At 75.5% G+C, this 12,179-nt stretch carries 10 protein-coding genes; 7 read left to right on the forward strand and 3 right to left on the reverse strand.

The genetic code is table 11. The features are described from left to right. Positions 1 to 107: 107 nt before the first annotated feature. Both ACFT41_RS05285 and ACFT41_RS05290 read left to right on the forward strand, forming a co-directional pair. On the forward strand, positions 108 to 1,253 hold the full coding sequence (locus ACFT41_RS05285; protein ID WP_377584306.1) for a glycosyltransferase family 4 protein: 1,146 nt from the start codon (positions 108 to 110) through the stop codon (positions 1,251 to 1,253). A gap of 55 nt (positions 1,254 to 1,308) precedes the next feature. Next, positions 1,309 to 2,400 carry a mannose-1-phosphate guanylyltransferase gene (locus ACFT41_RS05290; protein WP_377584304.1) on the forward strand — a complete coding sequence of 364 codons (1,092 nt, stop codon included), beginning with the start codon at positions 1,309 to 1,311 and terminating at the stop codon, positions 2,398 to 2,400. Between the two features lie 43 nt (positions 2,401 to 2,443). Here ACFT41_RS05290 and ACFT41_RS05295 read toward each other — a convergent pair whose 3' ends face one another. After that, on the reverse strand, positions 2,444 to 3,019 hold the full coding sequence (locus ACFT41_RS05295; protein WP_377584408.1) for an NUDIX hydrolase: 576 nt from the start codon (positions 3,017 to 3,019) through the stop codon (positions 2,444 to 2,446). A 72-nt stretch (positions 3,020 to 3,091) separates the two neighbouring features. On the opposite strand from ACFT41_RS05295, the gene ACFT41_RS05300 reads away from it, so the two are divergent. Beyond that, a complete protein-coding gene (locus ACFT41_RS05300; RefSeq protein WP_377584302.1) occupies positions 3,092 to 4,126 on the forward strand; it encodes a hypothetical protein in 1,035 nt (344 codons plus the stop codon). A 305-nt stretch (positions 4,127 to 4,431) separates the two neighbouring features. Next, positions 4,432 to 5,418, forward strand: a complete 987-nt coding sequence (locus tag ACFT41_RS05305) for a winged helix-turn-helix domain-containing protein (RefSeq protein WP_377584299.1) — start codon at positions 4,432 to 4,434, stop codon at positions 5,416 to 5,418. Between the two features lie 91 nt (positions 5,419 to 5,509). Here ACFT41_RS05305 and ACFT41_RS05310 read toward each other — a convergent pair whose 3' ends face one another. Next, on the reverse strand, positions 5,510 to 6,598 hold the full coding sequence (locus tag ACFT41_RS05310; protein ID WP_377584296.1) for a coenzyme F420-0:L-glutamate ligase: 1,089 nt from the start codon (positions 6,596 to 6,598) through the stop codon (positions 5,510 to 5,512). Beyond that, on the reverse strand, positions 6,595 to 7,548 hold the full coding sequence (gene cofD / locus ACFT41_RS05315; protein WP_377584293.1) for a 2-phospho-L-lactate transferase: 954 nt from the start codon (positions 7,546 to 7,548) through the stop codon (positions 6,595 to 6,597). The genes ACFT41_RS05310 and cofD overlap by 4 nt, the downstream gene beginning before the upstream one ends. 100 nt (positions 7,549 to 7,648) lie before the next feature. Between cofD and ACFT41_RS05320 the strand changes: the two genes are divergently transcribed. From ACFT41_RS05320 to ACFT41_RS05330, 3 genes are all read left to right on the forward strand, one after another. Beyond that, complete coding sequence (locus ACFT41_RS05320) at positions 7,649 to 8,683, forward strand: hypothetical protein (RefSeq protein ID WP_377584291.1); 1,035 nt, start codon at positions 7,649 to 7,651, stop codon at positions 8,681 to 8,683. Positions 8,684 to 9,115: 432 nt separating this feature from the next. Further along, positions 9,116 to 11,677 (forward strand): bifunctional FO biosynthesis protein CofGH, encoded by a 2,562-nt coding sequence (locus tag ACFT41_RS05325; RefSeq protein ID WP_377584288.1) that lies wholly within the window; start codon positions 9,116 to 9,118, stop codon positions 11,675 to 11,677. A 155-nt stretch (positions 11,678 to 11,832) separates the two neighbouring features. Further along, positions 11,833 to 12,108 carry a hypothetical protein gene (locus ACFT41_RS05330; RefSeq protein ID WP_377584286.1) on the forward strand — a complete coding sequence of 92 codons (276 nt, stop codon included), beginning with the start codon at positions 11,833 to 11,835 and terminating at the stop codon, positions 12,106 to 12,108. Positions 12,109 to 12,179: the final 71 nt, after the last annotated feature.

Below are 12,179 nucleotides of genomic sequence, written 5' to 3' on the forward strand. Positions count from 1 at the left end.
ACAAGTCGGCGAACGGTCGGGTCGCAGTCAGCGACCGGGCCGGGCTCCGGCGTAGGCTTGCCCGGAGTGTTGTTCCCCACAGATTCGCCACCCCAAGGAGTCGCCCCGTGACCGCCGGTCGCCCGCCCCGCGTACTCATCGACGCCACGAGTGTCCCCGCCGACCGTGGCGGCGTCGGTCGATACGTCGACGGCCTGCTCGGCGCCCTCGGGAAGGTGTGCGGCCAGGGGGTCGACCTGGCCGTGGTGGGCCTGCGCACCGACCTGGAGCGCTACTCCCGGATGCTGCCCGGCGCGGAGATCGTCGCCGCACCCGCCGCCGTGGCCCACCGCCCGGCCCGGCTCGCCTGGGAGCAGACCGGCCTGCCGCTGCTGGCCCAGCAGGTCGGCGCGCAGGTGCTGCACTCGCCCTTCTACACCTGCCCGTTGCGGGCGGGTTGTCCGGTCACGGTGACCGTGCACGACGCGACCTTCTTCACCGAGCCGGAGCACTACGACAAGTCCCGCCGTACGTTCTTCCGCAGCGCGATCAAGACGTCGCTGCGCCGGGCCGCCCGGGTGATCGTGCCCAGCAAGGCCACCCGCGACGAGCTGATCCGGCTGCTCGACGCCGACCCGACCCGCATCGACGTCGCCTACCACGGGGTCGACCACGCCGCCTTCCACGCGCCCGGCGACGAGGAGAAGGCCCGGGTCCGGGCCCGGCTGGGGCTCGGCGACAGCAGCTACGTCGCCTTCCTCGGCGCGAAGGAGCCACGCAAGAACGTCCCGAACCTGATCCGGGGCTGGGTCCGGGCGGTCGCCGACCGGGCGGACCCGCCCGCGCTGGTGATCGCCGGTGGTCAGGGGCACGACGACGACATCGACCGGGCCGTCGCCGAGGTGCCGTCGCACCTGCGCCTGCTGCGCCCGGGTTACCTGCGCTACGCCGACCTGCCCGGCTTCCTCGGCGGTGCGCTGGTCGCCGCCTACCCGTCGTACGGCGAGGGGTTCGGCCTGCCGATCCTGGAGGCGATGGCCTGCGCAGCCCCGGTGCTGACCACGCCGCGACTGTCGCTGCCGGAGGTCGGCGGCGACGCCGTGGCGTACACGAGCGAGGCACCGGAGCAGATCGCCGCCGACCTGGCCGCCCTGCTCGACGACGAACAGCGCCGGCTGTCGCTGGCCAAGGCCGGGTTCGACCGGGCGAAGGAGTTCACCTGGGAGTCGAGCGCCGAGGTGCACATCGCGGCGTGGGCCCGGGCGCGCGCCTGACGCCGCGCGGCGTGACGATGCGCCCGTACCGTGCTGGTTCGGGCATGATGTGCTGATGCTCTACGCCGTCATCCCGGCGGGCGGCAGCGGCACAAGGTTGTGGCCGTTGTCCCGTGCGGGCCATCCCAAGTTCCTCCACCCGCTCACCGGCACCCCCGCGTCCCTGCTCCAGGCCACGGTGGACCGGCTGGCGCCGCTGACCACGCCGGAGCGCACCCTGGTGGTCACCGGAGCCGCGCACGTCGCGGCGGTGGCGCGGCAACTGGCCGGCCTGCCCGAGGAGAACATCCTCGTCGAGCCTTCGCCCCGGGACTCCTGCGCGGCCATCGCCCTCGCCGCGGCGGTGATCGCGCAGCGCGAGTCGGGCGCGGTGATGGGCTCGTTCGCCGCCGACCACCTGATCCGCGATGCCGACGTCTGGCGGGCCACGGTCGCCGAGGCGGTGGCCGGCGCGGAGCGGGGGCTGCTGATGACGGTGGGCATCACCCCGACGCGCGCCGAGACCGGGTACGGCTACCTGCACACCGGCGACCCGACCTCCGACGGTCCACTGCGGCCGGTGCTGGAGTTCAAGGAGAAGCCGGCCGCCGAGGTCGCCGAGGCGTACCTGCGCTCGGGGCACCATCTCTGGAACGCCAGCATGTTCGTCTGGCGGGTCGACGTGTTCCTGGCGGAGCTGGCCCGCCAGCAGCCGGCGCTGCACGCCGGGATCACCGCGATCGCCGCCGCCTGGGACACCCCGGAGCAGGACGACGTCCTCGGCACGGTCTGGCCGACCCTGCCCAAGATCTCTGTCGACTACGCGGTGATGGAGGGCGCGGCGACCGCCGGGCGGGTGGCCACCGTCCCCGGCGACTTCGGCTGGAACGACGTCGGCGACTTCCACACCCTGGGCGACGTCCTGCCCGCCGACGCGGCCGGCAACGTGGTCCTCGGCACCGACGCCAAGCCGGGCGTGCTGCTGCGCGACGCGAGCGGGCTGGTCGTGGTGCCGCAGTCCGGCCGGCTGGTGGCCGCCCTCGGCGTACACGACCTGATCGTGGTCGACACCCCCGACGCCGTGCTGGTCTGCCCCCGCGACCGCGCCCAGGACGTGAAGGCCCTGGTCGACGAGCTGAAGGCGCGGGGCGAGGAGAACCTGATCTGACAACGGTGGGCGGCGGGTAGCGCCGCCCACCATGGCGGCCGGGTCAGCCGGGGCGGCGGCGCAGGGCGGCCAGGGCCGGGGCGACGAGCTGGGCGGTGCCGCCGGCCAGCGGCTCCGGCAGCCGGTCGGGCGGGAACCAGCCGAGCGCCTCGGACTCGTCGCTGACCCGCTCCGTCGCGCCGGCCGGCGCGAACACTGCGAACCGGACGTCGTAGTGCAGCGACCCGCCCTGGCAGGCGACCGGGTGGACGTCCACGTCGATCGGGACCGGGTCGACGACCAGGCCGTCGATGCCCGACTCCTCGCCCGCCTCGCGCAGGGCCGCGCCGGCCAGGGTCCGGTCGCCGGGCTCGCAGTGCCCGCCGAGCTGCACCCACTTGCGGAACTTGCCGTGCAGGCAGAGCAGGACCCGCCCGCCGGTCGCGTCGAGGACCAGCGCGCTGGCGGTGACGTGACCCGCCCGGTGCTCCCGGGCCAGGGCCACCGGCCCGGCGGAGAGCAACTCCAGGGTGCGGTCGCGGGCCCGGCCGGCCGCCGCACCGGTCGGCGTCCATTGTTCGAGTACGGCGGTCGCGTCGCCGTGCAGCGCCGCGTAGCCGGGGACATGAGTGTTGAGCAGGGGCCCCTGCTCAACAGAATGCGTTGACAGGGGGCCCTTCCTTGTATCTGGCACGGGTGCCACCCTATGCGGGTGACCTTGCGACTTGTCGAGTTCGTCGTCGCCGGCAACGAGGCCAGCGACCTGCTGCCGGTGCGCTCGCCGGCCCTGCTCGCCGCCCACCGCGCCCGACGCGGCTTCTGGACCGTCCTCGACGAGGGCCCGGTCGAGCAGTGCCTAGCCCTGCTGCTCGAACACGACGACGGCGAGTGGTCCGCCCACCACGTCGACGCCGACGCGGGCGCCGAGAACGGCCGCACCGAGGACGGCGAGGCGCTGGCCCACCACGACGGCTGGGTGTACGTCTTCGGCTCCCACTTCGGCTCGAAGGCCGGCCCGCTGCGCCCCCGCCGCGCGTTCGTGGCCCGGTTCCGCGAGGACGACGCCATCGGCGGCCGGCTGCCGGTGCGGGTGGTGCGCAACCGGTTCCGGCTGCACCGGGCGGTCAACGACGCGCTGGCCGGTGCCGAGCTGGCCACGCTGCCGCCGGGACGGCGGGTGCGGGAGCGGTTCATCGTCGAGACGGTGGCCCGGGGCGCCGCCCGGGCGAAGGGCTGGGTGGGCCGGCTCGCCGAGGGCGACCTGCCGCTCAACGTCGAGGCGGCGGCGTTCACCCCGCACGGGACGGTGCTGCTCGGCCTGCGCTTCCCGGTCACCGCCGACGGGGAGCCGATCCTGGTCGAGGTGGCGGGGGTGCCGGAGATGTTCGACGGCGGGGCCTGGCCGCAGGCCCTCGGCGCGTACGCGCTGACCGGCGTGACCCCGCCGGGCACGCTGACCGGTTTCCGCGCGCTCGTGCCGCTGTCCGACGGCGGATACGCGGCGATCGTCGGCTCGATCGACGCGCTGGGCAAGGGTTCGGTGCTGCTCGACGAGCACCCGCAGGGCGGCGGCGTCACCTCGCGGCACGTCCGGTTCCGGCTGGAGAAGGCGGCCGGGCACCTGGTCCCGGGCGAGCTGGTGGCGGACCTGGCACCGTTCCACCACGTGGAAGGGCTGGCCGAGGCCGACGGCCGCTGCTGGTACGTCACGGACGAGGACCATCGGGTCGCGCTCTGGGTCGGCTGATCGGGCGCGTAGATCCGGGCGGACAAGCCCCGGCCCGGACGGGCGGCGGACGGGGACACCTCTGCGGAGCAAGGGCCGCAGACCCTCGTGGTGCTGCCCGTCCGCCGGATCCTCCCCGGCCCCGGTGCGCCGGGCCGGCGTCGATGACGGACGGCCCGTTCGGGACAACCCAGAGCATGCCGAAGGCCACCCGGGGACGTCGAGGTTTTTCAGCCCACGCTTAAAAGTGGAGATAACTGCCGCCCGGGTACAGTGCGAACGGTCGGCGGGGCTCCCCCTCTGCCCGCCCGCACGGGAGCGGCCCAATGCTGAAGATCTATTTCTCGCCCGACGATGTTCTCCGGACCAGGGTGGCCCCGGGCGCGCACCCGCTCTGGGAGCTGATCCTCAGCGTGCACGTGCTCCAGGTCCGCAGCCCGGACCCGCTGACCTCCGGCTGGCGTCGGGGGGTTTCCCGGGAGCTGCGCCGGCTGGTCGGCGCGGAGCCGATGCGGCTGCTGTTCGCGCTGAACCCGGGCCGGGGCTACTTCCCCGACTTCCTCACCCCGCACGAGGGCCTCCAGGGGCTGGCGGAGGGACTGGAGGCGGTACGCAGCACGCCCCTGCGGTTGCTGCACCGGGACATGACCCGGATGGCCGGGGAGCATCCCCTGCCCTCCTCGGCGGCGGCGCTGGCCCGGGGCGAGCCCGAGGTGCTGCGCCACCTGACCGACTCGATGGAGCGGTACCGCGAGCTGGCGCTGAGCCCGTACTGGGCGCACGTCGAGGCCGCGATCGAGTCGGACCGGATGCGGCGCGCCCGGGCCCTGCTCGACGGGGGCATCGAGGGGCTGCTCGACAGCTTCCGCCCGCTCGCCCGCTGGGAGTCGGGGGTGCTGGAGATCCACGGCTACCCGGAGAGCCGGGAGCTGCACCTGGACGGGCGGGGCCTGCTGCTGGTGCCGTCGTTCTTCTGCGCCGGCACCCCCGTGGCGCTGGCCGACCCGGACCTGCCGCCGGTGCTCGTCTATCCGGTGGACCGGCTGGGCGCGCTGGTTCCGGCGACCGGCCGGGCCGGCACCGGACGGGAGGCGCTGGCCGCGCTGCTCGGCCGGACCCGGGCGGCGGTGCTGGAGGCCACCGAGGACGGCTGCACCACCGGCGAGGTGGCCCGCCGCCTGCGCATCTCCCCGGCGGCGGCGAGCCAGCACGCCACCGTGCTGCGCAACGCCGGCCTGCTGGTCAGCCACCGGGACCGCAACACCGTCCTGCACACGCTCACCCCGCTGGGCCGCGCCGTCCTCGACGCCTGAAGCCCGGCCGGGCGACTCGCAGCGCCGGGCGGGCACCGGAGCTCCAGGGGCGGGCGCGGGATCCCGGGGCGGGCGCGGGTTCCCGGGTGACTCAGAGCGCCAGGCAGGCGGCGGCCGTGCTGCCCGGCGGGGGCGGCAGCAGGGTCGACGGGATGCCCTCGGCGGCCAGGGCGGCGCGCAGGCGTTGCAGGTCTGCGCCGAGGCGCACCAGGCCGGCCGGGTCGACCGGGGTCGGCGGCTGCCCCAGCACCAGGGCGGTGGCCCGCTGCGGCCAGCCGGGCACGGCGGCGGCCAGCGCGGCGCGTACCTCGTCGTCGGTGACGGGGGTGAAGACCGTGCCGGGGGCGACCACGCCGGCCACCGCGGCGATGGCCCGCGCCACCGTCGCCGGGTCGGCGGGGGCGTCGCCGGGACCGTCGGGCAGGGTCGCGGCGGCGGCCAGCCCGGCCGCGCGCGCCTCCGCCGTGCCGAGCGAGAACAGGTCCAGCTCCGCGTCCCGGACCAGCGCCCGCGCGCCGACGCCGTCGTCGGGCGCGGTCGCGGTGAGGTACCCGCGCACCACGGCAACGGGGACCTGGTCGCACTTGCCCTTGATCAGCTCGCCGGCGCCGGCCAGCTCGTCCACCACCGCCATCTGGGTGAGCTGGAGCTCGTTGCCGTACGGGTCGACCTCGCCCCGGTGGTCGCGGATCGCCGGCAGCCCGGCCACCCCGAGCGCCACGTCGGTGAGGCCGTTGCGCCAGGGTCGGCCCATCGTGTCGGTGACGATCACCGCGACGTCCAGGTCGTAGCGTTCGCGCAGCGCGGCCCGCAGGGCGCGCGCCGAGGCGTCCGGGTCCTGCGGGAGCAGCACCAGCCGGGTCTTGTCGACGTTGGACGCGTCGATGCCGGCGGAGGCCAGCACGAAGCCGTGGCGGGTCTGCACGATCCGGGTCGCCCCCCGGGTGGCCACCACCCGGGCGGTCTCGGCGGCCAGCACCTCGTCGCGGGCGGCCAGCCGCTCCGGACCGTCGGCCGGTACGTCCACCAGCCGCCCCTCCGCCTTGGAGACGATCTTGCTGGTCACCACCAGCACGTCGCCGTCGCGCAGCCACGGCGCGGCCGTGGCGATCAACGCCGCCAGGTCGTCGCCCTCGGCCACGTCGCCGATGCCCAGCACCGGCAGGATCTCCAGCCTCATGCCAGCTCCACCGCCGCCCGGACCATCGCCGCCGTCGCCGCCTCGTCGGTCATCAGCAGCGGGACCGCCCGGACCGGCACGCCCGGCACCGCCGCGTCGGCGTCCTCGGGGGCCACCAGCCAGCCGTCCAGCAGCCCGCCGGAGGACCGGCCGCCGTACAGGCCGCCCACCCCGGCGGCGCTGCACTCGACGCCGAGCGCGGCCAGGCAGCGGTCGGCCATCCCGCGCACCGCCGCGCCGCCGATGATCGGGGACACCCCGACCACCGGGGCCGGCCCGTCGGCGAGCGCCTCGCGCAGCCCCGGCACCGCCAGCACCGGGGCGACGCTCACCACCGGGTTGCTCGGCGCGACCAGCACCACGTCGGCCGCGGCGATCGCGTCGAGCACGCCGGGGGCGGGCTTCGCCGCCTCCGCGCCGACGAAGACGAACCGGTGGGTGGGGATGCCGGCGCGGTGCCGGATCCACCACTCCTGGAAGTGGATGGCCCGCTGGCCGCCGCCGTCGGGGTCGCTCACCACGACGTGCGTCTCCAGCCGGTCGTCGGTCGCCGGCAGCACGCGTACGCCGGGCTGCCAGCGCTTCGCCAGCGCCTCGGTGACCGCCGACAGCGGGTACCCGCCGGTGAGCATGGTGGTGCGCACCAGGTGGGTGGCGACGTCCCGGTCGCCGAGCCCGAACCAGGTCGGCTCCGCCCCGTACGCGGCCAGCTCCGACTTCACCGTCCAGGTCTCGTCGGCCCGGCCCCAGCCCCGCTCGGCGTCGGCGCCGCCGCCGAGCGTGTACATGACGCTGTCCAGATCGGGGCAGACCTTGAGCCCGTGCAGGTAGAGGTCGTCGCCGACGTTGACCACGGCGGTCACCTCGGCACCCACCTCGCGGGCGTACGCCCGGACGCCGAGCAGGAACCGGGCCCCCCCGATGCCGCCGGCAAGTACGACGATGCGCATGCCGCCCATCCTCCCGCACGCCCCGCGCCGGGGTCGCCGGTGCCCGGGGAGACTAGGCTCACGTCGGCAACTGTCCGTTACCGCCCAAGAGGGGGAGTTCGTGACCAGCCCCGCCGAGCCCGCGTCCGGTGACGCGGCGCCCGCGTCCCATTCGGCCACCCCGGCCCGCCGGCTCACCGACCCGTTGCGCGAACTGCTCGCGTTCGCGCTGCTCGGCGCGAACGCCGTGCTCCTGTTCGCCGGCCTGATCCGGCTGCTCGCCCCGGCCGAGTACAGCACCTTCTCCGGGCGGGCGGGCAGCGGCTTCTTCTCGTTCGCCGGCCTGGAGGCGGCGGTGCTGCCGGTGCTGGCCGTGCTGCTCGCCACGCACGTCGCCCCGGTGGCGCAGCGGGCGAAGACGATCGTCCAGGTGGCGCTGGCCGAGTACGCCTTCGGTGCCCTTCTCGCCGCGCTCACCCTGCTGATCTGGACGGTCGACCGGCTCGCCAAGGCGGAGGTGCTCGACGCGTTCCTCGGCCTGCTGACCCGGGCCGCCTGGCTGGCGATCTTCGCGTCCGGCGCGTTCGTGGTCTTCCGGGTCTGGCGTGCTCTCTACTTCACCCCGAGGCCGAAGCCGGCCCCCGGCGTGTACGGCCAGCCGCAGCCGGGCTGGCCGCAGCAGCCGGGTCAGCCGGGTCAGGCTGGCCCGCAGGGCTGGGGCCCGGGGCAGCAGGGCGGTTGGCCGTCGGCCGGCCAGCAGGCCGGCTACCCGGTCGCCGGCCACCAGCCCGGTTACCCCTCAGCCGGCCAGCCGGGTGCATTCCCGGCCCCCGGCCAGCCGGGCCAGCCCGGGCCGTTCGCCGGCCAGCCCGGCCCGCACGGGCAGCCGGCCTCGCCGTTCGCCCCGGCTTCCGCGCCTCCGTATCCGGCCCCACCGCAGTCCGCCCCGCCGTTCGCGCCGCCCCAGGCGGGCTCGCAGCCGGCGTCGCCGTTCCCCCCGCCGCAGCCCATGCCGCAGTCCGCGCCGCCGTTCGGGCAGCCGCCGTCGGCCGACCCGACCCGGGCGATCCCGCGCCAGCCCGGCGAGCCGGGCGCGCCGGCCGGTGAACGGGACGCCGACGCCGACCGCACCCAGCGGTTCCCGCGCGAGGACTGAACCTCCGCCCATCGGGTGGGCTCCCGGCGGCCTCGGCCGGCCGGCCGGGGGCCCACCCGATGTGCGTCGCGGCACGTCCGCCGCCGACGCGTTACGAAACGTGACCCGCCGGGGGCGGGGACTCCACCCCGTGCGGCCCTTTGCTCTGCACCCGGATGCGCAACGCTCTACGCAGCGCAACGGGTCACCGAAGCCCCTATCCATTCATAAGCTTGCATGCGCCCAGCTTGGGTCAGGTGCTGCGTCGGTGGGTGCAGAGCAAAGGGGACGGGGGCGTCTGGTGGGGTCAGCTAGGCGTTACGGACAGTCAGTTCGGCCCGTCGCCGGGGGAATCGCCCCGCGCCCGTCACCGGCCGTGCCCGGGAGGTCGTCGGACTGGAGGTGGCCCGGCCAGCGGATTGAGGCCGACGGCAGGGCGCATAGGCTGGGCGGATGGTTGATCGCACCGAGCCCCGGCCCACCGCGGCCAGCATCGAGCGCGCGCTGCGCCGGGCCGCCTCCGGGCTCGCGCTGGACGTCGACGAGGCCGCCGCCCTGCTCGCCGCCCGGGGCACCGCCCTGGACGAGCTGCTCCGCGTCGCCGGCGACATCCGCGACGCCGGCTTGCGCGACGCCGGCCGACCCGGCGTGGTCACGTTCTCCAAGAAGGTCTTCGTCCCGCTGACCCGGCTCTGCCGGGACCGCTGCCACTACTGCACCTTCGCCACCGTCCCGCACCGGCTGCCGGCCGCGTTCCTCGACCGGGACGAGGTGCTCGCCATCGCCCGGGCGGGCGCAGCCCAGGGCTGCAAGGAGGCGCTGTTCACCCTCGGCGACCGGCCCGAGGAGCGCTGGCCGGCCGCCCGGGAGTGGCTGGACGCGCGCGGCTACGACTCGACCCTCGACTACCTGCGCGCCTGCGCCGTGGCGGTGCTGGAGGAGACCGGGCTGCTGCCCCACCTCAACCCCGGGGTGCTCTCCTGGTCGGAGCTCCAGCGGCTCAAGCCCGTAGCCCCGAGCATGGGCATGATGTTGGAGACGACCGCGATGCGGCTGTGGTCGGAGCCGGGCGGCCCGCACTACGGCTCGCCCGACAAGGAGCCGGCGGTGCGGCTGCGGGTGCTCGACGACGCCGGCCGGGTCGGGGTGCCGTTCACCACCGGCATCCTGATCGGCATCGGCGAGACCCCGGCCGAGCGGGTCGACGCGCTCTTCGCGATCCGCCGCGCCCGGCGCGCGTACGGCCACCTCCAGGAGGTGATCGTGCAGAACTTCCGCGCCAAGCCGGACACGGCGATGCGGGGGATGCCCGACGCGGAGCTGCACGACCTGGCCGCCACGGTGGCGGTGGCCCGGGTGCTGCTCGGCCCCGGTGCCCGGATCCAGGCCCCGCCGAACCTGATCGCCGGCGAGTACGACCTGCTGCTGCGCGCCGGCATCGACGACTGGGGCGGCGTCTCGCCGGTTACCCCCGACCACGTCAATCCGGAGCGCCCCTGGCCGCAGCTCGACGAGCTGGCCCGGCGCACGGCGGAGGCCGGCTTCACGCTGCGCGAGCGGCTGACGATCTACCCCGAGTACGTCCGGGCCGACGACCCGTGGCTGGATCCGCGCCTGCTGCCGCACGTGTCCGCGCTGGCCGACCCGGCCACCGGGCTCGCCGTCGAGTCGGCGCGTCCGGCGGGTCGCCCCTGGCAGGAGCCGGAGGAGGTGTTCGGCGGCGGGCGGACCGACCTGCACGCCACCATCGACACCACCGGCCGCACCGGCGACCGGCGCGGCGACTTCGACAGCGTCTACGGCGACTGGTCGGAGGTGGCCGCGCAGGCCGATGCGAGCGGGGCAGGGGCGAAAGCAGCAGCGGCGGCGGCGGGAGCGACAGCGACGGCAGGGGAGAGCGCCGGGGACGCCGACCTGCGGGCCGGGCTGCGGCTGGCGGCCGACGACCCGGCGGCGCTGCTGACGCCGGCCCACGAGGCGAAGGCGCTCGCCCTGTTCGCCGCCGACGGCCCGGCGCTGGACGCGCTGTGCCGCATCGCCGACGACGTGCGCCGCGACACCGTCGGCGACGACGTCACCTACGTCGTCAACCGCAACATCAACTTCAGCAACGTCTGCTACGTCGGCTGCCGGTTCTGCGCGTTCGCGCAGCGCGAGCGCGACGCCGACGCGTACCGGCTCTCCGTCGACCAGGTGGCCGACCGGGCCGAGGAGGCGTGGGCGGCCGGCGCGACGGAGGTCTGCCTCCAGGGCGGCATCGACCCGAAGCTGCCGGTGACCGGGTACGCGGACCTGATCCGGGCGATCAAGGCGCGGGTGCCGGGGATGCACGTGCACGCGTTCTCCCCGATGGAGATCGTCACGGCGGCGGCGAAGGCCGGCGTGCCGGTGAAGGAGTGGCTGACCGGGCTGCGCGAGGCAGGCCTGGACACCATCCCGGGCACCGCCGCCGAGATCCTCGACGACGAGGTGCGCTGGGTGCTCACCAAGGGCAAGCTGCCGGCCGCCGCCTGGGTCGAGGTGGTCTCGACGGCCCACGAGCTGGGCATCCGGTCCAGCTCCACCATGATGTACGGCCACGTCGACCACCCCGGGCAGTGGCTGGCCCACTTCCGGGTGCTGGCCGGGGTGCAGGACCGCACCGGCGGGTTCACCGAGTTCGTGGCGTTGCCGTTCGTGCACACCAACGCCCCGATCTACCTCGCCGGCATCGCCCGGCCCGGCCCGACGTGGCGGGAGAACCGGGCGGTGCACGCGATGGCCCGGCTGCTGCTGCACGGCCGGATCGACAACATCCAGTGCTCCTGGGTGAAGCTGGGCGACGCCGGGACGGTGGCGATGCTGAACGGCGGCTGCAACGACCTGGGCGGCACCCTGATGGAGGAGACGATCTCCCGGATGGCCGGCTCGGGCAACGGCTCGGCGCGTACGGAGGAGCAGTTGCGGTCCATCGCGGCGCGGGCCGGACGGCCGGCGCGCAAGCGGACGACCGCGTACGGTCACCTCCGGCCGTAGCATCGAACCTTTTCGGCGTACGGGCCGTACCACTGCTTGCCGGCGGCGGCTGAGGCGAGGGCCGCTGCCGGCGGCCCCACGCGGGCCCGGCGGTCGGCCGGCCCCGCCTCCCGTCACCGCGGGCGCGGACGCGCCGCGCGCCGGAAAGGTTGCCCATGTCCAGTGATCAGCGGAAGCGGCGATGGCCGCGACTGACCCGCCGGCAGACGTTGACCGCCGCGGCGAGCGCCACCCTCGGGGCCGCCGCACTCACCGTGCCCGGGTTGTCCGCGGCGCAGAACTCCCCGTCGTCCGGCGGGAAGAAGGACGAGCCCATCGTCGTGCACCTGCGGGGCGGCGATGCGATGGACGTCTTCGTCGGCACGTCCCGGATCGAGGTACGCGACCGCAGCCTGGCGGACCGCCTGCGGCGCGCCGCCGGTAAGCGCTGACGCCGGCCCGGTTCCGTTCTTCCGGCGCGGGCTCCCGGCGCCGGCACCCTCCGCTCTTCCCCTGATCGCTT

Source organism: Micromonospora sp. NPDC057141, from assembly GCF_042670805.1.
Lineage (GTDB): Bacteria > Actinomycetota > Actinomycetes > Mycobacteriales > Micromonosporaceae > Micromonospora.

What these genes read in the sequence shown, in the direction of transcription:
- ACFT41_RS05290 (WP_377584304.1), top strand. Translation starts at nt 1,309, where the DNA reads ATGCTCTACGCCGTCATCCCGGCGGGCGGCAGCGGCACAAGGTTGTGG.
- ACFT41_RS05305 (WP_377584299.1), top strand. Translation starts at nt 4,432, where the DNA reads ATGCTGAAGATCTATTTCTCGCCCGACGATGTTCTCCGGACCAGGGTG.
- ACFT41_RS05310 (WP_377584296.1), bottom strand. Translation starts at nt 6,598, where the DNA reads ATGAGGCTGGAGATCCTGCCGGTGCTGGGCATCGGCGACGTGGCCGAG.
- cofD (WP_377584293.1), bottom strand. Translation starts at nt 7,548, where the DNA reads ATGCGCATCGTCGTACTTGCCGGCGGCATCGGGGGGGCCCGGTTCCTG.
- ACFT41_RS05325 (WP_377584288.1), top strand. Translation starts at nt 9,116, where the DNA reads ATGGTTGATCGCACCGAGCCCCGGCCCACCGCGGCCAGCATCGAGCGC.
- ACFT41_RS05330 (WP_377584286.1), top strand. Translation starts at nt 11,833, where the DNA reads ATGTCCAGTGATCAGCGGAAGCGGCGATGGCCGCGACTGACCCGCCGG.